This window comes from Embleya sp. NBC_00896 (genome assembly GCF_045207785.1).
GTDB lineage: Bacteria > Actinomycetota > Actinomycetes > Streptomycetales > Streptomycetaceae > Embleya.
In genome coordinates this window covers 5,602,995-5,629,867 of the sequence record NZ_CP108776.1, presented here as the reverse complement: position 1 = coordinate 5,629,867, position 26,873 = coordinate 5,602,995, and the positions used below count along the sequence as shown (strand labels likewise).

At 71.9% G+C, this 26,873-nt stretch carries 24 protein-coding genes; 8 read left to right on the top strand and 16 right to left on the bottom strand.

Features of this window, described 5'->3' with window-relative positions; translation table 11 throughout:
- The first annotated feature begins 21 nt into the window (after positions 1 to 21).
- Complete coding sequence (gene serB, locus OG928_RS25565) at positions 22 to 1,206, top strand: phosphoserine phosphatase SerB (protein WP_406287782.1); 1,185 nt, start codon at positions 22 to 24, stop codon at positions 1,204 to 1,206.
- Between the two features lie 105 nt (positions 1,207 to 1,311).
- Here the strand turns inward: serB and OG928_RS25560 are convergent, their stop codons facing one another.
- From OG928_RS25560 to fabG, 5 genes are all read right to left on the bottom strand, one after another.
- Positions 1,312 to 1,827: a SixA phosphatase family protein gene (locus OG928_RS25560; RefSeq protein ID WP_406287780.1), complete on the bottom strand. Its 516-nt coding sequence runs from the start codon at positions 1,825 to 1,827 to the stop codon at positions 1,312 to 1,314.
- Positions 1,828 to 2,010: 183 nt separating this feature from the next.
- A complete protein-coding gene (locus OG928_RS25555) occupies positions 2,011 to 4,386 on the bottom strand; it encodes an MMPL family transporter (protein WP_406287778.1) in 2,376 nt (791 codons plus the stop codon).
- A 504-nt stretch (positions 4,387 to 4,890) separates the two neighbouring features.
- Positions 4,891 to 5,190, bottom strand: a complete 300-nt coding sequence (locus OG928_RS25550) for a hypothetical protein (protein ID WP_406287776.1) — start codon at positions 5,188 to 5,190, stop codon at positions 4,891 to 4,893.
- Between the two features lie 185 nt (positions 5,191 to 5,375).
- Positions 5,376 to 6,146: an enoyl-ACP reductase FabI gene (gene fabI / locus OG928_RS25545; RefSeq protein ID WP_406287775.1), complete on the bottom strand. Its 771-nt coding sequence runs from the start codon at positions 6,144 to 6,146 to the stop codon at positions 5,376 to 5,378.
- Positions 6,147 to 6,150: 4 nt separating this feature from the next.
- On the bottom strand, positions 6,151 to 6,855 hold the full coding sequence (gene fabG, locus OG928_RS25540; protein WP_406287773.1) for a 3-oxoacyl-[acyl-carrier-protein] reductase: 705 nt from the start codon (positions 6,853 to 6,855) through the stop codon (positions 6,151 to 6,153).
- Positions 6,856 to 7,203: 348 nt separating this feature from the next.
- On the opposite strand from fabG, the gene OG928_RS25535 reads away from it, so the two are divergent.
- The 4 genes from OG928_RS25535 to OG928_RS25520 all read left to right on the top strand — a co-directional run bounded on the left by OG928_RS25535 (position 7,204) and on the right by OG928_RS25520 (position 13,475).
- Complete coding sequence (locus OG928_RS25535) at positions 7,204 to 8,727, top strand: TldD/PmbA family protein (protein ID WP_406287771.1); 1,524 nt, start codon at positions 7,204 to 7,206, stop codon at positions 8,725 to 8,727.
- Positions 8,724 to 10,130 (top strand): metallopeptidase TldD-related protein, encoded by a 1,407-nt coding sequence (locus OG928_RS25530; protein ID WP_406287769.1) that lies wholly within the window; start codon positions 8,724 to 8,726, stop codon positions 10,128 to 10,130. Before OG928_RS25535 ends, OG928_RS25530 begins: the two co-directional genes overlap by 4 nt.
- Before the next feature lie 97 nt (positions 10,131 to 10,227).
- Positions 10,228 to 11,175: a carbohydrate kinase family protein gene (locus tag OG928_RS25525; RefSeq protein ID WP_406287767.1), complete on the top strand. Its 948-nt coding sequence runs from the start codon at positions 10,228 to 10,230 to the stop codon at positions 11,173 to 11,175.
- Positions 11,176 to 11,366: 191 nt separating this feature from the next.
- On the top strand, positions 11,367 to 13,475 hold the full coding sequence (locus OG928_RS25520; protein WP_406287765.1) for a trehalose-6-phosphate synthase: 2,109 nt from the start codon (positions 11,367 to 11,369) through the stop codon (positions 13,473 to 13,475).
- Between the two features lie 37 nt (positions 13,476 to 13,512).
- On the opposite strand, the gene OG928_RS25515 is transcribed toward OG928_RS25520, so the two are convergent.
- From OG928_RS25515 to OG928_RS25500, 4 genes are read right to left on the bottom strand one after another with little or no spacing between them, the layout of a single operon-like run.
- Positions 13,513 to 14,193 (bottom strand): ABC transporter ATP-binding protein, encoded by a 681-nt coding sequence (locus tag OG928_RS25515; protein WP_406287763.1) that lies wholly within the window; start codon positions 14,191 to 14,193, stop codon positions 13,513 to 13,515.
- On the bottom strand, positions 14,193 to 14,933 hold the full coding sequence (locus OG928_RS25510) for an ABC transporter ATP-binding protein (RefSeq protein ID WP_406287761.1): 741 nt from the start codon (positions 14,931 to 14,933) through the stop codon (positions 14,193 to 14,195). Before OG928_RS25510 ends, OG928_RS25515 begins: the two co-directional genes overlap by 1 nt.
- Positions 14,934 to 14,958: 25 nt before the next feature.
- Positions 14,959 to 16,857 (bottom strand): ABC transporter permease subunit, encoded by a 1,899-nt coding sequence (locus OG928_RS25505; protein WP_406287759.1) that lies wholly within the window; start codon positions 16,855 to 16,857, stop codon positions 14,959 to 14,961.
- A 5-nt stretch (positions 16,858 to 16,862) separates the two neighbouring features.
- Positions 16,863 to 17,417, bottom strand: coding sequence for a hypothetical protein (locus OG928_RS25500; RefSeq protein WP_406287758.1), 555 nt, complete (start codon positions 17,415 to 17,417; stop codon positions 16,863 to 16,865).
- A gap of 360 nt (positions 17,418 to 17,777) precedes the next feature.
- Between OG928_RS25500 and OG928_RS25495 the strand changes: the two genes are divergently transcribed.
- Positions 17,778 to 18,398, top strand: a complete 621-nt coding sequence (locus tag OG928_RS25495) for a hypothetical protein (RefSeq protein ID WP_406287756.1) — start codon at positions 17,778 to 17,780, stop codon at positions 18,396 to 18,398.
- 81 nt (positions 18,399 to 18,479) lie between these two features.
- Entirely contained in the window at positions 18,480 to 19,844 is a 1,365-nt protein-coding gene (locus tag OG928_RS25490) for an ABC transporter substrate-binding protein (RefSeq protein ID WP_406287754.1), read from the top strand.
- 76 nt (positions 19,845 to 19,920) lie between these two features.
- Here the strand turns inward: OG928_RS25490 and OG928_RS25485 are convergent, their stop codons facing one another.
- On the bottom strand, positions 19,921 to 20,097 hold the full coding sequence (locus OG928_RS25485; RefSeq protein ID WP_406287752.1) for a hypothetical protein: 177 nt from the start codon (positions 20,095 to 20,097) through the stop codon (positions 19,921 to 19,923).
- Between the two features lie 141 nt (positions 20,098 to 20,238).
- The gene (locus tag OG928_RS25480; protein ID WP_406287749.1) at positions 20,239 to 21,216 is read right to left on the bottom strand and encodes a D-alanyl-D-alanine carboxypeptidase family protein; all 978 of its coding nucleotides are present in this window, start codon (positions 21,214 to 21,216) and stop codon (positions 20,239 to 20,241) included.
- A 191-nt stretch (positions 21,217 to 21,407) separates the two neighbouring features.
- On the opposite strand from OG928_RS25480, the gene moaA reads away from it, so the two are divergent.
- Positions 21,408 to 22,415, top strand: coding sequence for a GTP 3',8-cyclase MoaA (moaA, locus tag OG928_RS25475; RefSeq protein WP_406287747.1), 1,008 nt, complete (start codon positions 21,408 to 21,410; stop codon positions 22,413 to 22,415).
- A 157-nt stretch (positions 22,416 to 22,572) separates the two neighbouring features.
- On the opposite strand, the gene OG928_RS25470 is transcribed toward moaA, so the two are convergent.
- The 5 genes from OG928_RS25470 to OG928_RS25450 all read right to left on the bottom strand — a co-directional run bounded on the left by OG928_RS25470 (position 22,573) and on the right by OG928_RS25450 (position 26,801).
- Positions 22,573 to 22,830 (bottom strand): hypothetical protein, encoded by a 258-nt coding sequence (locus tag OG928_RS25470; RefSeq protein ID WP_406287746.1) that lies wholly within the window; start codon positions 22,828 to 22,830, stop codon positions 22,573 to 22,575.
- A 287-nt stretch (positions 22,831 to 23,117) separates the two neighbouring features.
- Positions 23,118 to 23,684: a DUF3099 domain-containing protein gene (locus OG928_RS25465; protein WP_406287744.1), complete on the bottom strand. Its 567-nt coding sequence runs from the start codon at positions 23,682 to 23,684 to the stop codon at positions 23,118 to 23,120.
- A gap of 126 nt (positions 23,685 to 23,810) precedes the next feature.
- Positions 23,811 to 24,350, bottom strand: a complete 540-nt coding sequence (locus tag OG928_RS25460) for an RNA 2'-phosphotransferase (protein WP_406287742.1) — start codon at positions 24,348 to 24,350, stop codon at positions 23,811 to 23,813.
- A gap of 182 nt (positions 24,351 to 24,532) precedes the next feature.
- Positions 24,533 to 25,618 carry an amidohydrolase family protein gene (locus tag OG928_RS25455; RefSeq protein WP_406287740.1) on the bottom strand — a complete coding sequence of 362 codons (1,086 nt, stop codon included), beginning with the start codon at positions 25,616 to 25,618 and terminating at the stop codon, positions 24,533 to 24,535.
- A 241-nt stretch (positions 25,619 to 25,859) separates the two neighbouring features.
- Positions 25,860 to 26,801, bottom strand: a complete 942-nt coding sequence (locus tag OG928_RS25450) for an exonuclease domain-containing protein (RefSeq protein WP_406287738.1) — start codon at positions 26,799 to 26,801, stop codon at positions 25,860 to 25,862.
- Positions 26,802 to 26,873: the final 72 nt, after the last annotated feature.

Sequence of the window (26,873 nt, the reverse complement as noted above, 5' to 3'; positions counted from 1 at the left end):
CGGCCGGTACCGTGGCACATCATGAATGCGCCGCGCACTCTTCTCGTCAAGATCTTCGGCAAGGACCGGCCGGGGGTGACGTCGAGCCTCTTCGCGATCCTGGCCGGCCACTCCGTCGAGGTCGTGGACGTCGAGCAGACCGTCACCCGGGGCCGGCTCACGCTGTGCGTCCTGATCACCTCGCCCGTCCACGACGGGCCCCTGCGGGCCGACGTACACCGCTGGGCGGACGGCGAGCGCCTGGAGGCCGAGATCCTCTCCGGCGTCGGCGACAACCGCCCGCGCGGCGAGGGCCGCTCGCACGTGACGGTCCTGGGCCACCCGCTGGACGCCGCGGCGTTCGCGGGGATAGCGCACCGGATCGCGGCCACCGGCGCCAACATCGACCGGATCTTCCGCCTCGCCAAGTACCCCGTGACCGCGATCGAGCTCCAGGTCTCCGGTGTGGAGACGGACAAGCTGCGCCTGGAGCTGGCCGTCGAGGCCGCCGAGCGGCGCGTGGACGTCGCGGTCCAGCCGTCCGGCCTGCGCCGCCGTGCCAAGCGGCTGATCGTGATGGACGTCGACTCGACCCTGATCCAGGGCGAGGTGATCGAGCTGCTCGCCGAGCACGCGGGCTGCCTCGACGAGGTGGCCGAGGTCACCGCGGCCGCGATGCGCGGCGAGCTGGACTTCGCCGAGTCGCTGCGGGCCCGCGTGGCGCTGCTGGAGGGCCTCGACGAGGACGCGATCGACAAGGTCCGCGAGCAGGTCGCGCTGACCCCGGGGGCACGCACCCTGGTGCGCACCCTCAAGCGGCTCGGCTACAAGGTCGGCATCGTCTCCGGCGGCTTCACCCAGGTCACCGACTCGCTCGTGGAACTCCTGGGGCTCGACTACAGCGCGGCCAACACCCTCGAGGTCGTCGACGGCAAGCTCACCGGTCGCGTGGTCGGCGAGATCGTGGACCGGGCCGGCAAGGCCCGACTGCTCCGCGGCTTCGCCCGGGACGCGGGCGTCCCGCTGACCGCCACGGTCGCCATCGGCGACGGCGCCAACGACCTGGACATGCTCAACGCCGCGGGTCTGGGCGTGGCCTTCAACGCCAAGCCGGTGGTCCGCGAGGCCGCCGACACCGCGGTCAACGTCCCCTTCCTGGACACCGTGCTCTTCCTCCTCGGCATCACCCGAGACGAGATCGAAGGCGCGGACGCCGGGGACGCGTAGCGCCCGCGGCGCGGGAGGGCGGCCACCCGCTCCACCCGTTGCGTTCGCCTCGATGGCCGCGGCGCCACAGGCAACGGGTGGGCCCGTCGGGCCTCGCGACCGCTCTCACCCGGCCGGCGTGTCGAACCGGGTCAAATGCGCCGACCGCTCCCGCAGCTCCCCCCACGCGGTATGCAGACTCAGCACCGACACCGCCGAGGTCGGGTACTTCTCCCGCAACCGCACCAGCGTGCCGTCCTCGCCGCTGCCCGCCAACGCGTTCACGAGCGTGGCCACCCCCGGGTTGTGCCCGATGAGCAGCAGTGTGTCGACCTCGTCGGGGGTCTCCTGGACGAGGTACAGGAGCGCCTGCGCACTCGCCTCGTACACCCGCTCGTCGTAGATCGTGTGCGGCTTGTGGTCGAAGACCTTGCCTACCAGGCGCCAGGTCTCGCGGGTGCGTACCGCCGGTGAGCACACCACCAGATCGGGGGTGATGCCCTGATCGAGCAGCCGGTGCCCGGATTCGGCGGCGTCCTTGCGTCCGCGTTCGGCGAGGGGTCGCTCGTGGTCCGGCCCGTCGGGCCATTCGGCCTTCGCGTGCCTCATCACCACGAGATTGCGCTGTCGGTGGGATGCCATGGGTTCAGCCTCTCAGACATCGGCCGTTGTGCACTGCGGGTCGGCGTCGTGGGTTTCCCGCGCCGGCCGAATCGGGCGCGGTCGGCCGACACGCACGGCGGGTCGGGACCGAGTATCCGGTCCCGACCCGCTCTTTTATCGGAGGTGCTCGTTCATCGGTGGTGCGGTCGCCCTACGGTCGGGTCAGCCGACCGGCGGGCGCGGGATCCGGCGCGAACCGGACACGTTCTCGCCGTATCCGCTCTCGCCGTATCCGTTCTCGCCGTAGCCCGTCCCGGAGTGGGCCGGCTCGTACGCCGAGTCCTGGTAGCCGTTCGCCGAGGCGTACGCCGGGACCGGCTCCGCGACCGGGGCGAGGGCCGCCTCGTCGCCGTGGTCCATCTGCGGCAGCCACCCGAGCCAGCGGGGCAGGTACCAGTTGCGGTCGCCGAGCAGGCTCATCACGGCCGGCAGCAGCAGGCCGCGGATGATCGTCGCGTCGATCAGGACCGCGACGGCCAGGCCGACACCGAACTGCTTCATCGACTGCATCGACAGGGTGCCGAAGACCGCGAACACCGCGACCATGATCGTCGCCGCGCTGGTGACCACACCGGCGGTGGTGCGGATGCCGTGCGACACGGCCGACTTGGTGTCCATGCCCTTGTCGTACGCCTCACGGATTCGCGAGACCACGAACACGTGGTAGTCCATCGAGAGGCCGAACAGGATCACGAACAGGAACATCGGGATCCAGGAGACGATCGCCCCCGGCGCCTCGGTGCCCACCAGCGCGTCGCCGAAGCCGTGCTGGAAGATCAGCGTCATCACGCCGTATGCGGCGCCGACCGACAGCAGGTTGAGCAGGATCGCGGTGATCGCGATGGCGATCGACCGGAACGACACCAGCATGAGCAGGAACGCGAAGCCGAGGACGAAGGCGAAGATCGGCAGCCGGGTGTCGGCGAGCTTGTCGTTGAAGTCCTTCGATCCGGCGGTGTTGCCGGTGACGGGGGCGTCGACCCCGTCGAGCTTGCCGAGCGTGTTCGGGATGATGTCGTTCCGAAGCGTGCTCAGCGCCTTCTCGCTGGTCTTGTCGTTGCCGCTGCCGGCCAGCGGGACCGCGATCTTGAAGACGTTGGTGGTGCCTTGCCGCTCGACCTCGATGGGTTCGTGCATCCGGCCGCTGGCGATCGCGTCCTTGCGCAGCTGATCGAAGGCCGCGGTGAGCTTCGGGTCGTCGGGGTTCTTCGCCTTCACCACGATCTCGGCGGGCGCCGGGCCACCGGGGAACGCCTTCTCGATGTGCTGGTAGGTCTGCACGATCGACAGGTCGGTCGGCAGTTCCTTGTCGATCGGCAGCTCGGAGGTCTTCATGCCGAGCGCGGGGATGGTCAGCGCGATCAGCAGACCACCGGAGAGCACCGCCGCGGCCCGGGGCCGGTTCAGCACGACGCCCAGGATCTTGCCCCAGGCCCGGCTGCCCTCGGTGGGCCGGCGCATCTTGGCCAGACCCGGAATCTTGCCGAAGTCCACCCGGTCGCCCAGCATCGACAAGATCGCGGGCAGGACGGTGAGCGACCCCAGGACGGCGGTCAGCACGACCAGGATGGTCGCGGACGCCATCGACTTGAACTCGCTGAGCCCGGACAGGAGCATGCCTGCCATGGCGACGATGACGGTGATGCCGGAGATCAGGACGGACCGGCCGGACGTGGCGGCGGCGATCCGCAGCGCCGTCTCGGGGTCGCGTCCCTTGGCCCGCTCCTCACGCTCGCGGCGCAGGTAGAACATGCAGTAGTCGACGCCCACGGCGAGGCCGATGAGCAGCATGATCGACTGCGAGTTTTCGCCGACCGGCATCAGGTGGCTGCTCAACGCGAGCAGACCGCCCGCGGCGATGAACGCGGTCATGGCCAGCGCCACCGGGAGCAGCGCGGCGACCACGGCGCCGAACGCGACGAGCAGGATGCCGAGGGCCAGCGGGACCGCGGTCCACTCGGCCCGCACGAAGTCCTTGGCGATCGTGTCGTTGAACCACTTGTCGCCGCTGGCGTCGCCGAATTGCTCGACGGCCACGTCGGGGTTGGCCTTGCGTGCCGCGCCGACCGCGTCGAGAACGGGCTCGACATTGTCGACGACGTCGTCCTCTTCACCGACGACGTCGAACTGGATCAGCGCCGAGTGCTTGTCCGACGAGATGCCCTGGCCCTCGACCGCGTACGGCGAGCGCATGTTGGTGGCCGCCGGGCCCTTGCCGCCCTTGAGTTGTGCGGCGTTGACCCGAGCGATCACGTCGTCCACCGCGGCCCGGAACTTCGCGTCCGTCGAGACGAGCTTGTCGCTGCGCACGAGCACCATCTCGCCGGCGGGTTCCTTGATGCCCGCGTCCTCGATGATCTTCGCGGCGCGACCGGACTCCCCGACACCACGCTCGCCGTCGCTGATCTCTTTCGATCCGGTCATGCTGCCGATGACGACGGCAAGGACGACGAACAGCAGCCACCCGAATACCGCCGTCTTGCGATGCTGTGCACTCCAGCCACCGATCGAGGCGGCGAGATTACGCCTGGATGCCATTGGTCCCCGCTCCTATGTTCTCCGCGTATCGAAGGTGTTTCTTCGACAGACACGAAGGTATTCGCGGGCAGCGGGGGGTCACATCCTGCGAACTGGTGTGTTCTGAGGGGGGCAGGCACCCCTGCGTAGTAGGGCTGGCCCCACCCCTGCGTAGGAGATCGACGAACTCGGGTCAGGGCATGACGGAATACGTGTAAGGGGAACCTTGCTGCCACCTCGGGCTGACCTGCGCCGACGTGGATTCGATCGCTCGGGGGAGGCGCCGGGGCGGCCGACTGTGCACTGTGGGTCGCGAAGCGTTTCCGTACACCGGCCCAACGACCGACCGCGGCAAGGACGTTCCCGGTGCGCACGAAATGTCCCGGGCGCTCGTGTCCGGCCGAACACCGAGGCCGGCTACGGGCGCCCGGGGCGGAAAAGGATGCCGGTCGGGCGCGGGAGGGCAAGCGGAGCCGGGAGGGGCGGGGCGTGTCCTCGGGGCCGGCCTGCCCCGAGGGCCTAGCCCTAGCCCGTGGCGGCCGCGATCGTCGCGATGATGCCGATCACGACGGTGATCAGCAGCATGAGGCCGAGGATCCTGCCGAGCTGCCTGGCGGAGGACTTGGTCGGATCCGGCGGCGCGAGCACGGCCTGCCGGATCACGTCGTCGGCGCCCCCCGACTCGGCGGCCTTTCGGGCCAGGATCTCGTTGCGCGCGTTCGATCGCGCGACTTCCTCCGCGTGCGTGCGCTCCTCCCGGGCCCTGCGAGCGGCCCTGGCCCGCTCGTACCGCTCCTTGGAGGTCTCGCTTGATGTACCGGCCATGCCAACGAGTCTCGCAGACCCTCGGCCGGCCGTGGACAGGGCCTCGACACGGCCCGACACGGCACTGGCTCGGCACCGGCTCGGCACCGACACGGCCCCGAAAACGACGGCGTGGCCACCCGGAATCGGGTGGCCACGCCGTCGACGGCGCGGGGCGGGCAGGCCCGCGCGCGCGAGTGGGGGTGCTATGCGCCGATCGCGTGCAGGCCGCCGTCCACGTGGATGACCTCGCCCGTGGTCTTGGGGAACCAGTCGGACAGGAGCGCGCAGACACCGCGGGCGGCGGGGTCGGCGTCGCGGAGGTCCCAGCCCAGGGGGGCCTTCTCGTTCCAGACGCCCTCGAACTTCTCGAAGCCCGGGATGCTGTTCGCGGCGATCGTCTTGACCGGGCCCGAGGAGATCAGGTTGACCCTGATGTTCTTCTCGCCCAGGTACTTGGCCAGGTAGCGCGAGGTCGACTCCAGGGCGCCCTTCGCGACACCCATCCAGTCGTAGCCCGGCCACGCCACCTGCGCGTCGAAGTCGAGGCCGACGACCGAGCCGCCGGACTCCTCGATGATCGGCAGGCACGCCATGGTCAGCGACTTCAGCGAGTAGGCGGAGACGTGCACGGCCGTGGCCACGTCGTCCCATTCGGTGTTCAGGAAGTTGCCGCCGAGCGCGTCCTTGGGGCCGAACGCGATCGAGTGCACGACGCCGTCCAGCGCCGGGACGTGATTGAGCACGTTGCCGGCGAGCGACGCGAGGTGTTCGGGGTTCTGCACGTCGAGCTCGATCACCGGGGCCGGCTTCGGCAGCCGGTTCGCGATCCGGTTGACCAGGGAGAGCCGGCCGAATCCGGTCAGTACGACCTCGGCGCCCTCCTCCTGGGCCCGCTTCGCGACGTGGAAGCCGATCGAGGCGTCGGTGATGACGCCGGTGACGAGAATGCGCTTGCCCGCAAGCAGGTCGCCCATGAGTTCAGTGCCCCATTCCAAGTCCGCCGTCGACAGGGATGACGGCTCCGGTGATGTACGACGCGGCGTCCGAGGTCAGGAACTTGACGACCCCGGCGACCTCGTCCACGTCCGCGTAGCGAGCCAGCGGGATCTCCTTGAGGATCTGCGCCTTGCGCTCCTCGCCGAGCACCTCGGTCATCGCGGTGTCGACGAAGCCGGGCGCGACCACGTTCGTGGTGATGTTGCGCGAGCCGAGCTCACGCGCGATCGAGCGGGCGAAGCCGACCAGGCCGGCCTTGGAGGCCGCGTAGTTGGCCTGGCCCGCCGAGCCGAGCAGCCCCACCACCGACGAGATCAGCACGATACGACCCTTGCGGGCCCGCAGCATGCCCTTGCTCGCGCGCTTGACCACCCGGAACGTGCCCGTGAGGTTGGTGTCGAGGACGCTGGTGAAGTCCTCTTCGCTCATCCGCAGCAGGAGCGTGTCGCGGGTGATGCCGGCGTTGGCGATCAGCACCTCGACCGGGCCGTGCGCGGCCTCGACCTCCTTGAACGCCTGCTCGACCTGCTCGCCGTCGGTGATGTCGCACCGCACTCCGAGCAGCCCCTCCGGGGGCTCACCCGAGCGGTACGTGATCGCGACCTTGTCGCCGTCGGCGGCGAAGGCCCGCGCGATGGCCAGGCCGATGCCCCGGTTTCCTCCCGTGACCAGTACGGACCGGCTCAACGGATCACTCCTCTGTCCTCGTGTCCTCGTTGTCCTCGGATGCGCTCGCGCATGCCGTGCGTGCCGTCGGCTCGCGTCACGATGACGCTATCGGGCTACCCCGGGGTAAGGGGAATCCGGTCCGGGACAGCGTCCGTGGATCGATCGTTGTGGGAACCCGACAAGACCGCCCGAAGGGCCGGCGTCGAGATCCCGTCGCGCCGCCCACCCACGAAAACCGGCCGGCCTCCTCGGCGCAGGTTTCGGCCCGCCCGCCCGCGCGCAAGACCCGTCCGATCGGAATGCCGTCGGCATGCCTCTGGTTGACTGAACGCCGCGAGCCGACAGGCCGAACGTATGGAGGAATGGGTGCCCAACGAGATCGATCCGACGTTCCTCGCCTACCCGCTTCGGGAGTTGGCCGCCGCGGCCCTGTCCCGAGCCGGGGAATTGGGCGCCGAACACGCGGACTTCCGCTTCGAGCGCGTCCGAGACGCGTCCTTCCGGCTGCGCGACGGGCGCACCGATTCGTCCGTCGACACCACCGACGTGGGCTTCGCGGTCCGCGTCGTGCACGAGGGCGCGTGGGGATTCGCGGCCGGCGTCGACCTGACCCCCGAGGCCGCCGCGTACGTCGCCGAGCAGGCCGTCGCGGTCGCCCGGGTGTCCCGCTCGGTGAGCGAGGCCGCCGGCGCGGGCGAGACCGTCGCACTGGCCGACGAGCCGGTGCACGCCGACGAGACGTGGATCTCGGCGTACAAGATCAACCCGTTCGACGTCCCCGAGGCCGAGCGGATCGGCCTGCTGACCCGCTGGAGCCGCGAGCTGCTCGCCGCCGACGGCGTCGACCACGTGGACGCGACCTGCATGGTGGTCCAGGAGAACAAGTTCTACGCGGACTCCGCGGGCACCACCACCACGCAGCAGCGCGTGCGCATCCACCCGGCACTGACCGTGACGGCGGTGGACCGCGAGTCCGGCGCGTACGAGACGATGCGCACCATAGCGCCGCCGGTCGGCCGCGGCTGGGAGTACGTCAAGGGCGAGGGCTGGGACTGGGACGCGGAGCTGGCCTCGCTGCCGGAGCTGCTCCGCGAGCGGCTGGCCGCGCCGAGCGTCGAGCCCGGCGAGTACGACCTGGTGATCGACCCGAGCAACCTGTGGCTGACCATCCACGAGTCGATCGGGCACGCGACCGAGCTGGACCGCGCGCTCGGCTACGAGGCCGCCTACGCGGGCACCTCGTTCGCGACGTTCGACAAGCTGAACAAGCTCCAGTACGGCTCGCCCGTGATGCACGTCACCGGCGACCGCACCGTGCGGCACGGGCTCGCCACGATCGGCTTCGACGACGAGGGTGTCGCGACGCAGAGCTGGGACCTGGTCACGGACGGCGTCCTGACGGGCTACCAGCTGGACCGGCGGATGGCGCTCATGCAGGGCCTGGGCCGGTCCAACGGCTGCGCGCACGCGGACTCCCCCGGGCACGTGCCGGTGCAGCGGATGGCCAACGTCTCGCTGCAACCGGGCGGCGACGACCTGTCCACGGCCGAGCTGATCGGCCGGGTGCACCGGGGCCTGTACATCGTCGGCGACAAGTCGTGGTCGATCGACATGCAGCGGTACAACTTCCAGTTCACCGGCCAGCGCGCGTACCTGATCGAGGACGGTCGGATCGTCGGCCAGGTCAAGGACTTCGCCTACCAGGCCACCACGACCGACTTCTGGGGGTCGATGGAGGCGGTCGGCGGCCCGGGCACCTACGTCCTGGGCGGCGCCTTCAACTGCGGCAAGGCGCAGCCGGGGCAGGTCGCGGCGGTCAGCCACGGCTGCCCGTCGGCGCTGTTCCGCGGCGTGAAGGTCCTCAACACGGTTCAGGAGGCGGGTCGATGAGCGGGCAGACCGTGGTGACGCGGCCGAACGAGACGGTCGAGCGGGCGCTCGCGCTGTCTAAGGCCGACGGCTGCGTGGTGATCGCCGAGGAGACCTCGGCCGCGAACCTGCGCTGGGCCGGCAACGCGCTGACCACCAACGGCGAGACGCGCGGGCGCCGGGTCACGGTGGTGGCGACCGTCGCGGGCACCGAGGGCACCGCGTCGGGGACGATCTCGCGCACCGGCGTGACCGTGGATCAGCTGGAGGGCCTGGTACGGGCCGCCGAGGCGGCCGCGCGCGACGCCGGTCCGGCCGAGGACGCGCGGCCGCTGATCGGGCCCTCCGGCGGCCCCGACGGCGGGTTCGAGGACGTGCCGGCGCAGACCTCGATCGGCGTGTTCGAGGACTTCGCGCCCGCGCTCGGCGCCGCGTTCGGGCGGGCCCGCGAGGGCGACCGGCTGCTGTACGGGTTCGCCTCGCACGAGCTCACCTCGACCTACCTGGGCACGTCCGCGGGCCTCCGCCTGCGGCACGACCAGCCCACCGGGCACGTCGAGTTGAACGCGAAGTCGACCGACCTGACCCGCTCCGCGTGGGCCGGCATGCCCACCCGCGACTTCCGCGACGTGGACCTGGCCGCGGTCGACGCCGACCTCGGACAGCGGCTGTCCTGGGCGTCCCGCACGATCGACCTCCCGGCGGGCCGCTACGAGACCCTGCTGCCGCCCACGGCAGTCGCGGACCTGATGGTCTACATGTACTGGCAGGGCGGCGCCCGGGACGCGCACGAGGGCCGCACGGTCTTCAGCAAGCACGGCGGCGGCACCCGGGTCGGCGAGCGGCTCACCGACCTGCCGTTGACCCTGTACGGCGACCCGGGCTACGCGGGCCTGGAGAGCGCGCCGTTCACCATCGCGCACGCCTCCAGCGACGCGTCCTCGGTGTTCGACAACGGGCTCCCGCTGAAGCGCACGAACTGGATCACCGACGGCGTGCTCACGTCCCTGATGACGAACCGGCACACCGCCGAGCTGACCGGGCTCCCGGTCGCGCCGGAGATCGACAACCTGATCATGGCCGCGCCGGACGACGGTCCGAGCCTGCGGGACATGGTCGCCTCGACCGAGCGCGGCCTGCTGCTGACCTGCCTGTGGTACATCCGCGAGGTGGACCCGCAGACGCTGCTGCTCACCGGCCTGACCCGGGACGGCGTGTACCTGGTCGAGGGCGGCGAGGTGGTCGGCGCGGTGAACAACTACCGCTTCAACGAGTCGCCCGTGGACGTCCTGGGCCGCGCGATCGAGGCGGGCCGCACCGAACGCACCTACCCGCGCGAGTGGGGCGACTGGTTCACCCGCGCGGCCATGCCGCCGCTGCGGATCGCGGACTTCAACATGTCGTCCCAGAGCCAGGCCATGTGACCTGACCCGAGCGACCGCTGGTGGACGCGCCGCCCGGCAGACCATCTCTGCCGGGCGGCGCGGCGACCCGGGCCGGGATCCCTGCGGAGAAGAATTGGTGACGGTGCGGACGGTGGGCATGCCGGGTGGTCGGGAAGTCCTGGTCGCCGGGGCGTACTTCGCCGATCTGATCTTCCACGACCTGCCCCGTCGGGTGTCCGCGGGAAGCGAGACGTTCGCCGGCGGGTTCGAGATGATGCCCGGCGGTGCCTTCAACCCGGCGATGGCGCTGCACCGGCTCGGGCACGACGTGGTGTGGGCCACCGACTTCGGCGACGACGCGTTCAGCCGGCAGGTCTTGGCCGGCGCCCGCGCGGAGGGGTTGGACGAATCCGGCTTCCGCCACCACGCCAGGGCCGTGCGCAGCGTCACCGTCGCGCTGTCGTATCCCGCCGACCGGGCGATGGTCAGTTTCCAGGACCCGGTGGAACCCTGCCCGTTGGACGATCTGGTGCGCGCGCACCGGCCGCGTGTACTGGTGCTGCCGGAACTGCGGTACGGACCGGGGGTGGCGGAGGTGCTGCGCGCCGTTCGGGAGCTGGGTGCGCTGGTGTTCATGGACTGCCAGGACGTGCCGGTCACGCTGGATACGCCGACCGTGCGCGAGGTCCTCGCGCACGTGGACGTCTTCGCGCCCAACGCCGCCGAGGCGCTGCGGCTGACGGGTGCGTCCACACTGGACGGCGCCGTGGCGGTGTTGGGCGGGCTGGTGGGCACGGTCCTGGTCAAGCGTGGTGGCGACGGCGCGCTCGCCGTCCGGGACGGGACGCGGTTCGTCGCGCCCGCGGTGCCCGTGCGCGTCGTGGACACCACGGGCGCCGGCGACTGCTTCAACGCCGGATTCGTGCACGGCGTTCTCGCCGGTTGGGACGTGGCCGGATGCCTGGCGGCGGCTGTGGCCTGCGGCGCGGCGGCGACCACGGCGCCCGGGTCCACCGCGGCGTTGGGCGCCTCCGGGTTGTCCGCCTGGCTCGCGAGGGTTCCGCCGCCCGCGTCCTCGACGTGAGCTCGCACCGTCACCATTGGTTGCCGTCGCACTTCTTACAGTGATTCCCGCGTGCTAGCGTTCCGTGTCGTTTGGTCGATCATGCTCTCCTGCTCGCCGGGCGGAGGGCATTTTCATGTGCTGACCGCGGGGGGACACGGGCGCGACGGCGCCCTTGGCGTCCGCGCCGCGCGGTCGGACGGGGGCGGGCAGTGAAGGTCTTGGTCACCGACTTGGATGGGACTCTGCTGGGCGGTACGGACGCCGAACGCCGGCGGCTCCGCCGGGTTCTGGCACGCCATCCGGAGATCACCGTGGTGTTCTCGACGGGTCGGGGGCTGCCTTCCGTGCGTCAAGTGCTCCGCGACCCACTGGTGCCCAGGCCGCGGTGGATCGTCGCCGACGTGGGGGCGACCGTCGCCGACGGAACGGACCTGAGCCCCGTCGCGGATCTACAGGCGTGCCTGCGCGACGGCTGGCCCGGGGCGACCAGGGTGCGTCGGGCGCTGTCGCGGTTCCCCGCGCTGACGTATCAGGACGGTGTGGCGCAGGACGGGAGGTGTTCCTTTCACCTGCGCCCGGGGGACCTGACCGAGGAACTCACCGCCGCGGTCGCCGCGCTGGGGTGCTCTTGGTCGTACTCGGCCGGGCGGTACTTCGATGTCCTGCCACCGTCGGCGAGCAAGGGCGCCGCGGTGGAAGCCCTGGCCCGCGCCCAGGGCTGGGCGCCGTCGGATCTGTTGGTGGCCGGCGACTCGCTGAACGACCTGTCGATGTACGGGATCGGTGCGCATGGCGTCGTCGTGGGCGACGCCGAGCCCGCGCTGCTCCGCGCGGTGGCCGCGGACGAGAAGGTGCACCGGCCCGGAGGCGCCGGCGCGGCGGGGATCCTGGCGGCGCTGCAGAAGCTGGGCTGGGTCGAGTCGGAGTACGCGTTCGTCGTGGGATATCACCGCGCGCCGACGGTATGGACGCCGGCGGGATGGCGTGCTCCGACAAGCCCGAACGGGATCCTGCCGACGCTGCGCGGTCTGTTCGGCGCCGGCCAGGCGGTCGGCGGCACCGACGCGGCCGCGCTGTGGGTCGCGGGGGCGGTGTTCGACGAGGACGTGGCGTCCTCGGAGATGCGCGGGCAGGAGACCGGACTGCCCCTGTCCCTGGAGCGGTTCAGTCCCGGCGAATGGTCGGGGTACTTCCATCGCGCCTGCAAGGAGACGCTGTGGCCGGCGCTGATGTCGGAGCCCGAACGCATGCGCTTCGATACGGCGGCCTGGGCTCAGTACCGGACGGTGAACCGCAGGTTCGCCGAACACATCGCCGACCGCGCCGCCTTGCGGGCGACGGTCTGGCTCCACGATTACAACCTGTGGCTCGTCCCGGGGCTGCTCCGGGCCGCACGGCCCGACCTGCGGGTGGGGTTGTTCCACCACACGCCGTTTCCCCCCGCCGAGGTGTTCGAGGCCCTTCCGGTGGCGGCCGAAGTACGCACCTCCTTGGCCGCGTTGGACTGGGCCGGCTTCCAGACCGAGGAATTCGCCGCGAACTTCCGGGCGACGCTGGGCGAGAGCGGACGGCCGAGCGTCGGCGTGCACCCGCTGGGCGTCGACCGCGAGGCGATCGAACGGATGACCCGGGCACGCGAGCTCCACCCGCCCTCCACGGGCGGCCCCCTGGTCCTGTCCGTCGAGCGTCTGGACTACGCGAAGGCCCCCGTCCGCAAGGTGGACACCATCGCCGCCCTCCTCGCCGCCGGCCCGGAACTGCGCGGTCGTCTCCGGTTCCGACTGGTGTGCCCGCCGCCGGAACCGGGCATCACCGCCTACGACTCGACCCGCGCCGCCCTCGAACGCCGTATCGACGACGTGAACAGGCGCTTCGGCACGGCGACTTGGCAGCCCGTCGACTACTTCCCGCACAACCTGTCGTTCGCCGACGTGCTGGACCACTACCTCGCCGCGGACGTGTTCTGGGTGACGTCGTTGCAGGACGGGATGAACCTGACCGCGAAGGAGTTCGTCGCGGTACAGTCCGCGGCCGGCCGCTCGGGGGTCCTGGTGCTGTCCCGGTACACCGGGGCCGCCGTGGAACTCGGCGCGGACGCGCTGCTCACCGATCCGAGGTCGCCCGCGAACCTCGCGGACACCCTGCGGCGCGCGCTGGCCATGAAGCCCGGGGAACGACGCGCCCGGATGGCCCGGCTGTCCTCGGCCCTCGGGGACGGCCGGCCCCGAGACTGGGCGGCGGCGATCGTGTTCGCCATCGGGGGTGGTCACGACGCGGGCCCGCTGCCGGTTCCCGCCCCCGCCGGGAGCGCGGCGTGACACCCGAGCGCCCGCCCGCCCGAGCCGACCTCCGGCGTCAGCCGCGGTGGGACGTGTCCGGGTGGGCGAGGAACTCCGTCGGGTCGCCTCGGAAGGTGACCGTGCCGCGGCTCAGGGCGTAGACGACCTCGGCGCGGCGCAGGGCCTCGCCGGTGTGCTGTTCGACCAGGACGACCGTGCGGTCGGTGCCGGCCAGGCTCGTGACGACCTCGTACAACTGGGCGACGACCCGTGGGGCCAGGCCCTGGCTGAGCTCGTCGAGGAGGAGCAGCTTCGAGGGGGTCAGCAGGGCGCGGCTGACGGCGAGCATCTGCTGTTCGCCGCCGGAGAGGGTGCCGGCCCGTTGCCCGAGCCGCGATCCCAGGATCGGGAAGGCCGTCAGGGCGGCCGCGAAGTCCCCGCCGTCGGCGAACAGGTGCAGGTTGTCGGCCACCGTCAGGCCCGCGAAGACGCCGCCGCGTTCCGGGATCAGCGTCAGGCCGGCTCGGGCCCGCCGGTCCGCCGGCCACGTGGTCATGTCGGCGCCGTTCCAGGTGACCAGGCCGGCCGTCGGGCGGACCAGGCCCGCCAGCGTGTCGAGCAGCGTGGTGCGGCCCGAGCCGTTGCGGCCGACCAGGGCGGTGACGGCGCCGGCGGGGAAGTCCAGGTCGACGCCGTGCAGGGCCTCGATCGGGCCGTGCCGGACGCGGAGTCCCTTGACCGCGAGGGCGATGGGCATCAGAGGTACACCTGCCTGGCCTGGGGGTCGCGTCGGATCTCGGTGGGGGTGCCCGACGCGACGATCCGGCCCGCCGCCATCACGTGCACCGTGTCGGCGACGCCGAAGACCAGGTCCATGTCGTGTTCGACCAGCAGGATCGCCAGGCCGTCGGCGGCCAGCGCGCGCAGTTCGTGGCGCAGCCGGTCGGTCTGCGCGTCGTCGAGGCCGCTGGCCGGCTCGTCCAGCAGGAGCACGGACGGGGACGCGGCCAGGGCGCGGGCCAGTTCGACCATCCGCAGGATCCCGGCCGGGAGTTCGCCCGCCGGCGTGTGCGCGTGCTCGGTCAGCGCGAGCCCGCGCAGCGCGGCCTCGACCGCGAACCCGGTCCGCCCGTGCGACGGCTCCGGCAGGCCCAGCAGCCGCGCGAGGGCCGACGATCCCGACCGGTTCTCCGCGCCCACCCGGAGGTTGTCCAGCACGGTCAGGCTGGGGAACACCGACACCACCTGGAACGTCCGGGCCAGCCCGAGCCGCGCCCGCCGGTGCGCCGGCAACCGCGTGACGTCGCGGGCACCCAGGTACACCCGCCCGGCGTCGACCCGCCCGCCCGCGAGGCAGTCGAACAGGGTGCTCTTCCCGGCCCCGTTCGGCCCGATCACCGCCGTCACCGCACCCGCCGGCACCACCAGGTCCACCCCGTCCACGGCGCGCAGCCCGCCGAACCGCCGCACCAGCCCCTGGGCCCGCAACGCGCTCATCCGTCCACACCTCGCCCCGCCCGTCTCAAGGCCGCACCCGTTCGCGCAATGCCCGCCCCCACGGCGTCAGCCGGACCGCCTCGGGCACCGGCGAGGCCGCGGGCCGACCCGCCACCAGGCGCAGCACCGTCGCCGGCACGCCGCCCGGCATCCGGGACAGCAGCACCGCCAGGCCGCCGATCACGAGCGTCGACATGCCCGCCGTGGTCGCCGCGTCCAGGGCGACCACCAGGCCCGCCGCCAGCACCGCGCCCGCCGCGCTGTCGACGCCGAAGACGACCACCGCGGCGAACCACACCAGGCCGAGCACCGGGTCGAACGCCGCCGCGTCGAACGCCCGGCCGCCCATGCCCAGCAGCGCGCCGCCCAGGGCCGCGACGCCCGCGCCGACCGCGAAGACGAAGACCTTGGCCGAGGACACGTCCACGCCGGCCGCCGCCGCGCCGTCCTCGTTGTCGCGGACCGCGACCAGCATCCGCCCGAGCCGGCTCACGCGCAGCCGGCGGACCACCAGGAGGGCCAGCCCCAGGCAGACCAACTCCAGTGCGTAGAAGGCGCGTTCGTCCTCGAACGGCCACGGGTGGTCGAGCGTCAGGTCGGTGGTGAAGCGCGGTTGCGCGAACACGAACCGGCTCACCACCGCGGCCACCGCGAACGTGGTCAGCGCGAGCGTCAACCCGCGCCGCCGGATCGCCGGCCACCCGGTCAGCAGGCCGACCGGCACCACCAGCGCCGCGGCCAGGAACAGCGCGACCAGGCCCGGGACCTGACGGCTCATCAACTGCGCCGCGAAGAGCGCGCCGAGGCCCGCGAACGCGGCCTGGCCGAGCGAGATCTGCCCGGCGTACCCGGTCAGCATCACCAGTGACACGAACACGATCGCCAGCGCCGGCACCTGCTGCGCGACCCGCAGATGCTCGGCCCCGAACGCGAGCGGCGCCACCGCGACCACGGCGAACGGCAGCCACCACCCGGCCGGCGTGCTCTCCCCGCGGCCCGTCCCCATCCGGACCGCCGACGCCCGCGCGAAGTCCGTACCGCCCACCTCGACCATCCGGGGCAGCGCCAGCAGCGCGACCAGCATCACGACCACGAACAGATTCGCCTGGAGGGCCTGCACGAGCCCCCACGAGTCGAGTTCGAGCCGGGTCAGCTCGCTCTGCCCCACCCCGATCGCGAGCGCCGCGAGGATCGCCACCGGCAGACTCGCCAGCCTGGCCACCACCACGACCCCGATCGTCTCCAGCACCAGCAGCGTGAGCCCGTACGGATCGAGCCGCAGGTGCGGCGCGAGCAACACGCCGGTGAGCCCGGCCAGCATCGACCCGAACGCCCAGCCCACCGCCGAGACCCGATCCGCCGGTACGCCCGCCAACTCGGCCAGTGGGCGCCGGTCCACGACCGCCCGCAGGCGTACCCCGAACCGCGTGTACCGGGTGACCACCGCGACCAGGACCGCGACCGCGATCACCACGCCCAGCTCGACGAGGGTGCCGGTCGGCACCGACGTGTCGCCCGGCAGCCCGACCGTCCCGGCCGGCACGATCGACGGCGGGTCGAGTCGGGCCTGGGTCCCCCACGTGAGGGTCGCGATCCCCACCAACAGCACGAACACGCCCAGCGACGCGACCAACATCCGGGCCGGCCCGGCCCCTTCGCGATGCAGCCCGCGAAAGACGAACCGTTCCAGGAGCAACCCGAGTGCCGGCGCGACCACGCCCACGTCCAGCAGCACGGCGGCCCACAACGGCCAGCCCCAGACTCGCACCTGCTGCCACACCAGGTAGGCGACGATCATCGCGAGCGCGCCGAAGGACAGGTTGAACACGCCGGTCGCCCGGTAGGAGGTGATCATGCCGACCGCCGCGAGCGCGGCGATCGCGCCCACGCCGAGCCCGGCGATCGCCAGATCCAGAGTGAGCACGGCGCTCAGCCGTCCGAGCGCGGTTCGGTCGGTTCGGCCGATGCGGTCGGCTCGGCCGGATCCGCGGAACCCGCAGCTGCCCCCGACGCCGCCGCCGACCGGCCCGGGTCGCACAGCCGGCACGGCCGAAGGTCCTTGTTCAGCGCCGTGGTCGCGTCCACCGGGAACAGCCCGTTCTTGCCCTGCACCAACGAGCACCCGCGCCGGTGGTACCGCGCGCCACCCGGCACCGCGACCCACGGCGCGTCGGCCGCCGGACCCGCCGGCGCGCCCGCGGCGTCACCCGGCACCGGCTCGACCAGCAGCCGATACAGCTGACCCACCATCGATCGCAGCTCCGCGTCCACCGCACCCGAGCCGTCCGCGCCGCCGGCGCCCCGCCGGGTGCCGACCACGAGCACCGCGCCCGCGACGATCAGCGCCGCGCCCGGAATGGTCGCCGACGCCAGATAGGGCAGCTGGCGCGCCTCGTACCGCTCGCCGGACACTCCGTACCACCCCAGCGCGCACAACAGCACGCCGCACAATCCGACCAGCCAGCCGCCGCGCGTGCGCAGCAACTCGCGCAATCCGTCCCTGGTCGCGGCCGCGTCGGCCGTACGCTGTCGTTTCGCATGGACGTTCGTATCGGCGTTCGTATCGGCGTTCGCAAGGGAGTTCGCAGGGGAGTTCGATGTCCCTGCGGAACCCGCGGAAGCCGCCGAATCCGTCGCACCTGCCATGTGGTCCACCCGTCGAGTCCGCCTCATCGCGCATCCGTGCCTCAGCGTAGTTCTCCGGGATCTGGTCATACGGCCCGGAACACGATTGGATACCGAGTCGCACGTGGCAACATGACTAGCCGGTAACCCAGCTAGTTCCTGGCTACATCAACAGCAACAGGACGCCGGATGAACCGGCGGAACGGGTGGTGAACGCACGTGAGCGTGGACACGATCAACGAGCAGTCGAAGACGGGCAACGGCATCGGTCGTCGCAAGGGGATGCGACGCGCGTGGCTGGCGCTGCCGGTCGCGGCGGTGCTGGTGTTGTCCGGTTGTGGTGACGACGACGACAAGGACGACAAGAAGTCGGCCCCGTCGGTGACCGCTCCGGCCCCCGCGCAGACGACGCCCGCCGCGACCACGCCGACGACCCCGGCCGCGGGCGGCACCACCGCCGCCCCCGGCGGTGCGACGACGCTGACCGGCGAGGAGAAGAAGGTCGCCGACAACTGGGACAAGCTCTTCGACAACACCGCGGCGCTCCCGGACCGCAAGGCGGTCCTGGAGAACGCGGACAAGATGGGCGGTCTCGTCGACCAGCTCGCGAACGACCCGATGGCCAAGACCGTCACCTCCAAGACCACCGCCGTCAAGATCAGCGGTGACAACGCGGAGGTCACGTTCGACATCCTGCTCGCGGGCACCCCGGCGCTGCCGGGCCAGCACGGCAAGGCCGTGAAGCAGGACGGCACCTGGAAGGTCAGCCTGAGCACGGTCTGCACGCTCGTGAGCGCGCTCAAGCCGGGCACCGTGGTCGAGGGCTGCCCGAAGGCCTGATCCACCCCATCGCGACGCGTGCCGTGACCGAAACCCGGGCACGTAACCGGTCACGGCACCGGGGCCACCGAGGAGCACACCATGCATCGTTCGATCGGACGGCGCGTGCGGTGCGCCTCGGTGGCCCTGTTGCTGTGTACGTCGCTGAGCGCGCTCGCCGGATGCGGCTCGCGCCTGCCCGAACGCGACTTCCGCGACGCCGCGCCGACGCGCGCGCCCGCCGGTACCAGCGCCAACACCGCGTCCGACGTGGGGGTCACGCCCACCGAGATCACCGTCGGAATGATCGACACCGTCCAGGGCATCCTCGGCGACGAGACGTTCTCCGGTCCGATGTACGGCGCGCAGGCGTACTTCAAGGCGCTGAACGACCGAGGCGGCGTCAACGGGCGCAAGATCAAGGTCGACGCGTGCGACGACACCGGATACGGCGTCGCCAACCAGCGCTGCGCGCGCAGACTCGTCGAGGACGACAAGGTGTTCGCCTTCGCCGGCAACAGCATCTACAGCTACAACGCGGCCAAGTACGTGAGCGACAAGGGCGTCCCGGACGTCGGCGGCCAGCCGGTGGGGACCGCGTACGAGACCTACCCCCACCTCTACTCGATCTACGGCTCGCGGGCTCCGCGCGACGGCCGGGTCGGGTGGGACGGCAGTCTCTACGCGAGCACCGAGGTGTACCGGTACTTCAAGGAGAAGCTCGGGGCGCGCACGGCCGCCGTCGTGTCGTACAACCAGGCCGACTCGGCGCGCTACGCGCAGACCGTCGCCGACGGCCTGCGGGTCGAGGGCTACACCGTGCTCGACAAGCAGGTCGACTTCGCGCTGCCGAACTTCGCCGCGGCCGTGGTGGACATGCGCAGCAAGGGCGTCGACATCGTCTTCGACGCCGTGGACACGCGCGGCAACGCCGAGCTGTGCAAGGCGATGGACGGTGCCGGGCTGCGGGTGACCGCCAAGGTGACGAACGTGCAGAACTGGAACGCGCGGGTCGGCGAGGACTTCAAGGCGTCCCCGACCTGCCGCAACAGCATCTACGCGACCGGCAACAGCCGCAGCTACGCGGACACCGCGCACCCGGCGGTGGCCGAGTTCCGGGCCGCGATGAAGAAGTACTTCCCCGACCGCGAGGACCGGCTCTCGCAGTGGGAGCTGGAGGGTTGGGCCTCCGCGATGTGGCTCACCGACGCGATCGCGTCCTGCGGGGCCGACGTGACCCGGGCGTGTGTCGAGCGGTTCGTCACCCGACCCGAGGGCTACGACGCGCACGGGTTGCTGATCCCGGTGGACTTCAAGGCCGAGCCGGTCGCGCAGGTGGCCGCGCCGACCCGGACCTGCTTCGACGTGGTGCGCTGGCAGGACGCCGCGCCGGGCGGGTGGGTGAACCAGGTACCGGACATGACCGCGAACTGCTTCGACGTGCCGTCGGTGCCCTACAAGCCCTGAACCCGCCCCGCCCACCCGCCCACCCGCGCCTCGACTTTGCCCCGCCCTGGTCCTCGGCACCCGCCCCCGGCGTGCGCTAACGCCAGTCGCGGCCGTACCAGGGCACGGGTTCGGCGAGTCCGCGCTTCGCCTCGGTCGACCGGTCGGGGCCGCGCCAGGCCGGTGTGGAGACCGGATAGGGCAGCGGCACCATGCCGAACGGGCGGCGATGGTTGGGATCGGGATTGGGGGCGATCAGGGCCGAACCTCGCACAGGCGCGCCTCTCCGCTATGCCGGCCCCGAGACCCCATGTCCCGACGCCGTACCCGGCGAGACTCCTCGGCGGGCACGGCGTACAACGATCGGGCGGACGCGGAGTGTCGGGAGGTCACTCCCATGGCCCCGCGCGCGGTGCTACGAATCCAGCGCGCTGGGCAGCCGAGCCGGGCAACCCGAGGTGTACGAGGCCTTGTACTCGAAGTGCCATTCCTCGTTGTCGTACATCCGGCACCAGCCGTACTTGGCGCCCTTGGCCTGGAGCCACGCCTGGGCGTTCGCCGGGTAGATGTCGACAGCGACGCCCTGGACGTGCATCGACTTCTCCGGCGGCAGGACCCAGCGCAGCGCCTCCTCGCGGGAGCCGACCTCGGCGATCTTGTTGTCCAGCAACCTCTGCTGGTGGGCCCACCCCCGCTTGCCCGAGTTCAGGTTCAGGGTGACGCCCTCGGCGGCCATCGCCGTCTTGATCTTCTGCCACGCGCTGTAGGCGGCGGGCGTGAGCGCGCTCGGGTCCTTCGGGGCGTCCACGTCGTTGGCCGGCGGCTTCGCGCCGGCGGACTTCGACGCGGATGCCGACGAGGACGGGCGCCGGCTCGACGACGGAGCGCTCGACGACGGCGGCGGCGTGGTGGTGGCCGGCTGCTGCGTGGACGGGGCGGGTGTGGGCCCGGGGGACAGTTCCGCGCCGACCGTGCCCGCGCGGTTCTTCTTGTCGTCGTCCCCGCCTCCGACGAACACCGCCGCGGCGACGCCGGTCGCGCCGATCACGAGGGCACCCGCCAGACCCCAGACCACCAGCGCGCCGCGCTTGCGCCGGGGCGGCTCCTGCGCGTTGCGCCGGGACCGGGGCTCCGCCGCGGCGGGCTCGTCGGGCGGGGTGGGGGCGGCCGATTGCTGATGCGACCAGTCGACCGGCACCGGCGTGGTCGGCGCGTCGAACGTGCCGGGCGTGCCGGGTTGATTGGGTTGATTGGGTTGATTGGGTTGATTGGGTGGAGTGGGTGGGCCGGGCGGGACGACGGTGTGCCGTTCCCATGAGGTGTCCAGAAAGTGCGCTCCGTCGGGTGTACCCCCTTCGTCGGGCTGTGCACCACTGCCCGCTGCGTGTCTCACCGGTGAAGCCTCCTCGGGGTGGGCCTGGATCCTCTCGCGGATCACGCACACCTAGCGAGCTGCGGTTACCGATCCCCGTGTGGGATACGCCACTGCAACCCCGACGGGGCGTCATACGTAGCCCGGGGACCCGCCTGTACGACCGACGCGCGTAACCTGGGAAGCTTGCCGGACGCAGAAAGGGGTCAAAGGTGAACACGCAGTACGTCACAGCAGGACTCGTCGACGGTTTCGGCCGGGTGGCGACCGACCTGCGCGTGTCGCTGACCGACCGCTGCAACCTGCGCTGCACGTACTGCATGCCCGAGGAGGGGCTCGACTGGCTGGCCAAGCCCGAGCTGCTGACCGGCGACGAGATATCTCGGCTCGTGCGGATCGCGGTGACCCTGCTCGGCGTGAACGAGGTGCGCTTCACCGGCGGCGAGCCGCTGCTGCGCCGCGAGCTGGTCGACATCGTGCGCGCCGCCGCGGCCCTGGAACCACGGCCGACGTTGTCCGTGACCACGAACGGAATCGGCCTCGCCCGCCTGGCCGGGACGTTGAAGGAGGTCGGCCTCGACCGGGTCAACGTCTCGCTCGACACGCTGGACCCCGTCCGGTTCAAGGCGATGACCCGGCGCGATCGGCACGCGGACGTGCTCGCGGGGCTCGCGGCGGCGGTGGACGCGGGGCTGGGACCGGTCAAGGTCAACACCGTGCTGATGCGCGGCGTGAACGACGACGAGGCGCCCGCGCTGCTCGCGTGGTGCGTCGAGCGCGGCTACGAGCTGCGGTTCATCGAGCAGATGCCGCTGGACGCGCAGCACGGCTGGAAGCGCTCGGAGATGATCACGGCCGGGGAGATCCTGGAATCGCTGCGCTCGGTGTTCCGGCTCGACCCGGAGGACGCCCGCGGCAGCAACCCCGCCGAGCGGTGGCTGGTGGACGGCGGCCCGGCGACGGTCGGTGTGATCGGCTCGGTGACGCGCCCGTTCTGCGGCGCGTGCGACCGGACCCGGCTCACCGCGGACGGACAGATCCGGAACTGCCTCTTCGCCCGCGAGGAATCCGATCTGCGGGCCGCCCTGCGCGGCGGTGCGGACGACGCCGAGATCGCCGAGCGGTGGCGGGCGGCGATGCGCACGAAGAAGGCCGGCGCGGGGATCGACGACCCCACGTTCCTCCAGCCGGATCGGCCGATGTCGGCCATCGGCGGCTGAGTCGGGCGGTCGCGGCACCGGATCGAGCCCACTTCGGAAGCCGGGTTCGGAAGCCGGGTTCGGAAGCCGGGTTCGGAAGCCGGGTTCGGAGACCGGATTCCGAGGCCGGACTCCGACTCCGAGGCCGAGTTCGCGGGCGGGGCCGTGCGGTCGAGGGTCAGGAACTCTCGCCGGGCGGACCGGCGGGCGTCTGCGGCTCGTGCCAGTCGGCGAACGCGACGGTGTCCTTGAGGAATCCGCGGATCGCCAGGAACTGCGACAGGTGCTCACGGTGCTCGTCGCACGCGAGCCATGTCTTGCGCCGCTCGGGTGTGTGCAATTTCGGGTTGTTCCACGCCAGGACCCAGCGCGCGTCGGCACGGCAACCCTTGGCCGAACAGATCGGACGGACGGGGTCGGCGGGGGTCGGCAGCATGCCCACCAGTGTCGCAGAAGAGGTGGTCCACTCGACCCGCCGGCGAGCTGACCCGGCGTCAGCGGCCAACCGGAGCGCTGCTCTCAGTAAGCAACCCGCTGGTGTAGTACCCGGTCACGTGTCGACATGCCAGTGGCGAAACGACCCCGGACACGGGCGATGCCGGGCAGCCACGGGGGGAGCCGCCCGGCATCGCGTCGGTCGCTCCGACGGGGGATACGGAGCACGTTTCGAAGTATGGCACGTCCCGCTTGCGGTTGAAGCACCAACCCGCGTAGCGCTTCCCGCTAATTTTTGACGGTGTGCGAAGGCGCGGCCGTCGGGTCTTCGGTGTGGCCCCGGTCGGCACCCCCGGCGTCACCGTGTGTATCCGAATTCGTGTGCGACGAAAGGTCGGTGGGGTTCGCGCGGGTCGCGGAGGAGGGTGTGGTCGGCGATGCGGAAGAGGTTGCGGTGGGCGATGCGGGAGGGGTTGCGGAAGTGGGCGTGGAGGGCATCGTCCACGAGTCCTCCGAATGCGCGTGCAACGTCTCCCGCTCGGCGCTGGTCAGCACCGCTCCGGGCGGCGGCTCCAGCGCCTTCGGCGGGAGCGGCGGCACAATCTGCGCCTGGACCGGCGCGTTCGAGGTGGGCTCGCGCCCGGCGTTGGCGACGACCACCGCGATGTACGGCAGGAACAGCGCGCCCGCGACCAGGATCCAGCGCCAGGGCGACGGCGTGAACACCGCGCCGATGAAGCACACGGTGCGGATCGACATCGAGATGACGTAGCGGCGCTGGCGCCCGGCCACGTCCTCCGTGAGCCCCTTGCGCGCACCGCTGATCTGGTACACCGCGCTCTTGGCGTTCTTCACGACTCCACCGTCTCCGACCAGGTGAGCACACTCGTCCCTTTCACGGTACGCCCGCGCGTGGGGCACACCGAGACCGGTCCCGTGACCTTTGCCGCGAACTGACCCGAGTGGGGGACGGCGCCGCGCTCAGCCCAACGGCTCCAGGTACTCCGGCGGAACGGCCGGGATCAGCCACACTCCGTTGTCCGAGCGACGGAACACGAACCCGGCCGCGGCCATCCGCTCGGCCCGCACGACGAACACGACCGGCCGACCACGCCGCGCACCCACCCGGCGCGCCGTCTCGGTGTCCGCGGACAGGTGCACGTCGTGCCGGCTCATCGGCTTGAGCCCCTCGGCGAGGATCGCGGCCACGCTCGCGGGATTCGTCCCGTGGTAGAGCACGGCGGGCGGCGGCACTTCGACCAGGTCCAGATCCACCGCGACGGTGTGCCCCTGGCTGGCCCGGATCCGGGTCCCGTCCGCCGAGAACGCGAACCGCTTCTTGTCGTTCTCCGCGACGACCCGGTCGAGCGTGGCCCGAGTGAGCGCGAATCCGCGCGCGTCGCAGGCCGCCAACAACACGTCGACGTCGACCCATCCGGCGTCGTCGAGGGTGATCCCGAGCCGCTCCGGCTGATGCCGCAGGTGCCGGGAAAGATACTTCGAGATTTTGACAGTGTTCATGATGACCCCCAACGAAACCACGAGCCCCGCCCCCGGCCCAGCGATTTTCCCGCCCAGGCGCACCACCACCCGCCCGGCCCCGACTCCACGCGGGCGCCGGAGGTACCCCCCTCCCCCATCCGAGGGATCGAGGCGTACGACCGCCCCGCGGAGTCGAGTTGCGCCCGGCCGGCTCCGGTCGGTCAGCCGCCGACCACCCTGCCGCGCAGCACGATCGCCCGGGGGTGGCCCAGCACCGCGACGTCCGCGCGCGGATCCGCCGCGTACACGACCACGTCGGCCGAGGCGCCTTCCGCGATCGCGTCCCGGCCGAGCCACGCGCGGGCCGACCAGCACGCGGCGGCCAGCGCGTCGGGCGCCGGAATGCCCGCGCGCACCAGCTCCGCGACCTCGTCGGCGACCAGGCCGTGCGGCAGCGAGCCGCCGGCGTCGGTGCCCACGTAGATCGGCACGCCCGCGTCGTAGGCGGCGCGCACCGTGGCGTAGCGGGTCTCGTGCAGCGCGCGCATGTGCGCGGCGTAGGTCGGGAACTTCGCGGCGGCCTGATCGGCGATGCCGGGGAAGGTGGCGATGTTGACGAGCGTCGGGACGATGGCCACCCCGCGCTCGGCGAACAGCGGGATCAGCTCCTCGGTCAGGCCGGTGGCGTGCTCGACGCAGTCGATGCCGGCCTCGACCAGATCCGGCAGCGAGTTCTCGGCGAAGCAGTGCGCGGTGACCCGGGCGCCTTCCGCGTGCGCGGCGGCGATGGCCTCCTTGAGCGCGTCCAGGGGCCACAGCGGGGCCAGGTCGCCGGTGTCGCGGTCGATCCAGTCGCCGACCAGCTTGACCCAGCCGTCGCCGCGCCGGGCCTCCCGGGTGACGAAGGCGGTCAGGTCGCCCGGCTCGATCTCGTGGGCGTAGTTGCGGATGTAGCGCCGCGGCCGGGCGAGGTGGCGGCCCGCGCGGATCAGCCGCGGCAGGTCCTCGCGGCCGTCGATCCAGCGGGTGTCCGCGGCCGAGCCGGCGTCGCGCAGGAGCAGTGCGCCCGCGTCCCGGTCGGTCAGCGCCTGCCGCTCGGAGGTCGCCGCGTCGACGGCCCCGTGCGCGTCGATCCCGACGTGGCAGTGCGCGTCGACCAGGCCGGGCAGTACCCAGCCCTCCAGTGTCGCGTCCACGGCGAGCGACGTCGGCCGCTCGAACGTGATCCGCCCACCGACCACCCACATCTCGTCACGGACATCGTCCGGGCCGACCAACACTCGGCCCTTCACATGGAGCACGGTCATGCCGAGACCCTACGGGCAGCGCCGCGCCCCGGCGGTGACCACCACCGCGAAATGCGTTCGCGCGCAGCCCGGGCCCGGGCGCCGCACCGGCCGGCCGAGGCGGCGTCGACGGCCGCCGACCGGGGCCGGCGGCACGCGCGGGCCGCCGATGCCGGGCACCGCCGCGGCCCGGCCGGGTTCGCGATCACCGCGACCGGGCGGGCTCGTGCGATCGGCCGCCCGGTCCCGAACCCACCAGGCCCTACGCCCCCTCCCCGGGCCGCCACGCCGTCGAACCCGTGGCCGGCCGCCACGCGGTCGAACCACTCGGCGCGGCGGTGATGTCCGGGGTCCCCGGCCCGTCCGGGCCGCCGGGAATCACCGGCCAGTTCGCGTCCACGACCTCGCCGCCGTCCGGATTCCTGCGGTCGAAGTAGCTCTGTAGCGAGGCGGCCTGCTCCGCGTACCACCCCACCTGCTTCTCGTGCAGTTCGCGCAGCGAATGGGCGGCCAACTCCGGGAAACGCGCGCCCAGATCCCGCGCCAGCAACAGGCACGCGAGCGCGTCGCCCTCGGCGGTGTGCGCGTCGGTGAGCACGACCTCGTAGAACGCGCTCGTGGCGGCGAGCGTGCGCTTGCCCTTGCGCCAGCGGTCGAGCTGCTTGTCGATCACGAGCGGGTCGATGATCGGTGCCGTGTACGGGAGTTGCGGCAGGTTGTGCCGGTGCAGCTCGGTCTGCAGGATGCTCAGGTCGAACGGCGCGTTGTAGATCGCGATCGGCGTGCCGGACGTGAGGTATCGCGCCATCTCGTCGGCGATCTCGGCCAGGCACAGGGCCGCCTGCCGACCCTCGGCCCGGGCCCGCTCGGTGCCGATGCCGTGGATCGCCGTCGCGTCGGCGGGGATCTCCCGCTCCCCGGGGTCGATCAGCCACGACCGGCGGGTGCCCGCGGAGTCCACGAGCGCGGCCGTGACGATGAAGTCCGTGTGCGGATCCAGACCGGACGTCTCGACGTCGAACGCGGCCATCGGGCCGCGATGCCAGCCGTCGTGGTCGCCGCGCGCGGGGGCGGCCGGTTTTGGTTCCCCGCAAGTGGCGCAGTACGTGACCCACTTGCCGTCGATTCGGGCCAACAGGCCGTCGCCGGCCTTGACATAGGTGGTGCACGTGGCACAGGTCGCGCCGAACTTGTTCGTAGCCATGGGAGTGCCCTTTTCCGATCGCGGATCCCGATGCGGATTCCATCGCGGACCACATCGCAGATCTCATTGCGG

Bases quoted from the DNA above. Each gene is read 5' to 3' on its own strand.
- OG928_RS25555 (WP_406287778.1), bottom strand. From the start codon at position 4,386: ATGGCATCCAGGCGTAATCTCGCCGCCTCGATCGGTGGCTGGAGTGCA.
- OG928_RS25490 (WP_406287754.1), top strand. From the start codon at position 18,480: ATGCATCGTTCGATCGGACGGCGCGTGCGGTGCGCCTCGGTGGCCCTG.
- OG928_RS25530 (WP_406287769.1), top strand. From the start codon at position 8,724: ATGAGCGGGCAGACCGTGGTGACGCGGCCGAACGAGACGGTCGAGCGG.
- OG928_RS25550 (WP_406287776.1), bottom strand. From the start codon at position 5,190: ATGGCCGGTACATCAAGCGAGACCTCCAAGGAGCGGTACGAGCGGGCC.
- fabI (WP_406287775.1), bottom strand. From the start codon at position 6,146: ATGGGCGACCTGCTTGCGGGCAAGCGCATTCTCGTCACCGGCGTCATC.
- OG928_RS25455 (WP_406287740.1), bottom strand. From the start codon at position 25,618: ATGACCGTGCTCCATGTGAAGGGCCGAGTGTTGGTCGGCCCGGACGAT.
- OG928_RS25510 (WP_406287761.1), bottom strand. From the start codon at position 14,933: ATGAGCGCGTTGCGGGCCCAGGGGCTGGTGCGGCGGTTCGGCGGGCTG.
- OG928_RS25560 (WP_406287780.1), bottom strand. From the start codon at position 1,827: ATGGCATCCCACCGACAGCGCAATCTCGTGGTGATGAGGCACGCGAAG.
- OG928_RS25515 (WP_406287763.1), bottom strand. From the start codon at position 14,193: ATGCCCATCGCCCTCGCGGTCAAGGGACTCCGCGTCCGGCACGGCCCG.
- OG928_RS25450 (WP_406287738.1), bottom strand. From the start codon at position 26,801: ATGGCTACGAACAAGTTCGGCGCGACCTGTGCCACGTGCACCACCTAT.
- serB (WP_406287782.1), top strand. From the start codon at position 22: ATGAATGCGCCGCGCACTCTTCTCGTCAAGATCTTCGGCAAGGACCGG.
- OG928_RS25470 (WP_406287746.1), bottom strand. From the start codon at position 22,830: ATGCTGCCGACCCCCGCCGACCCCGTCCGTCCGATCTGTTCGGCCAAG.
- OG928_RS25460 (WP_406287742.1), bottom strand. From the start codon at position 24,350: ATGAACACTGTCAAAATCTCGAAGTATCTTTCCCGGCACCTGCGGCAT.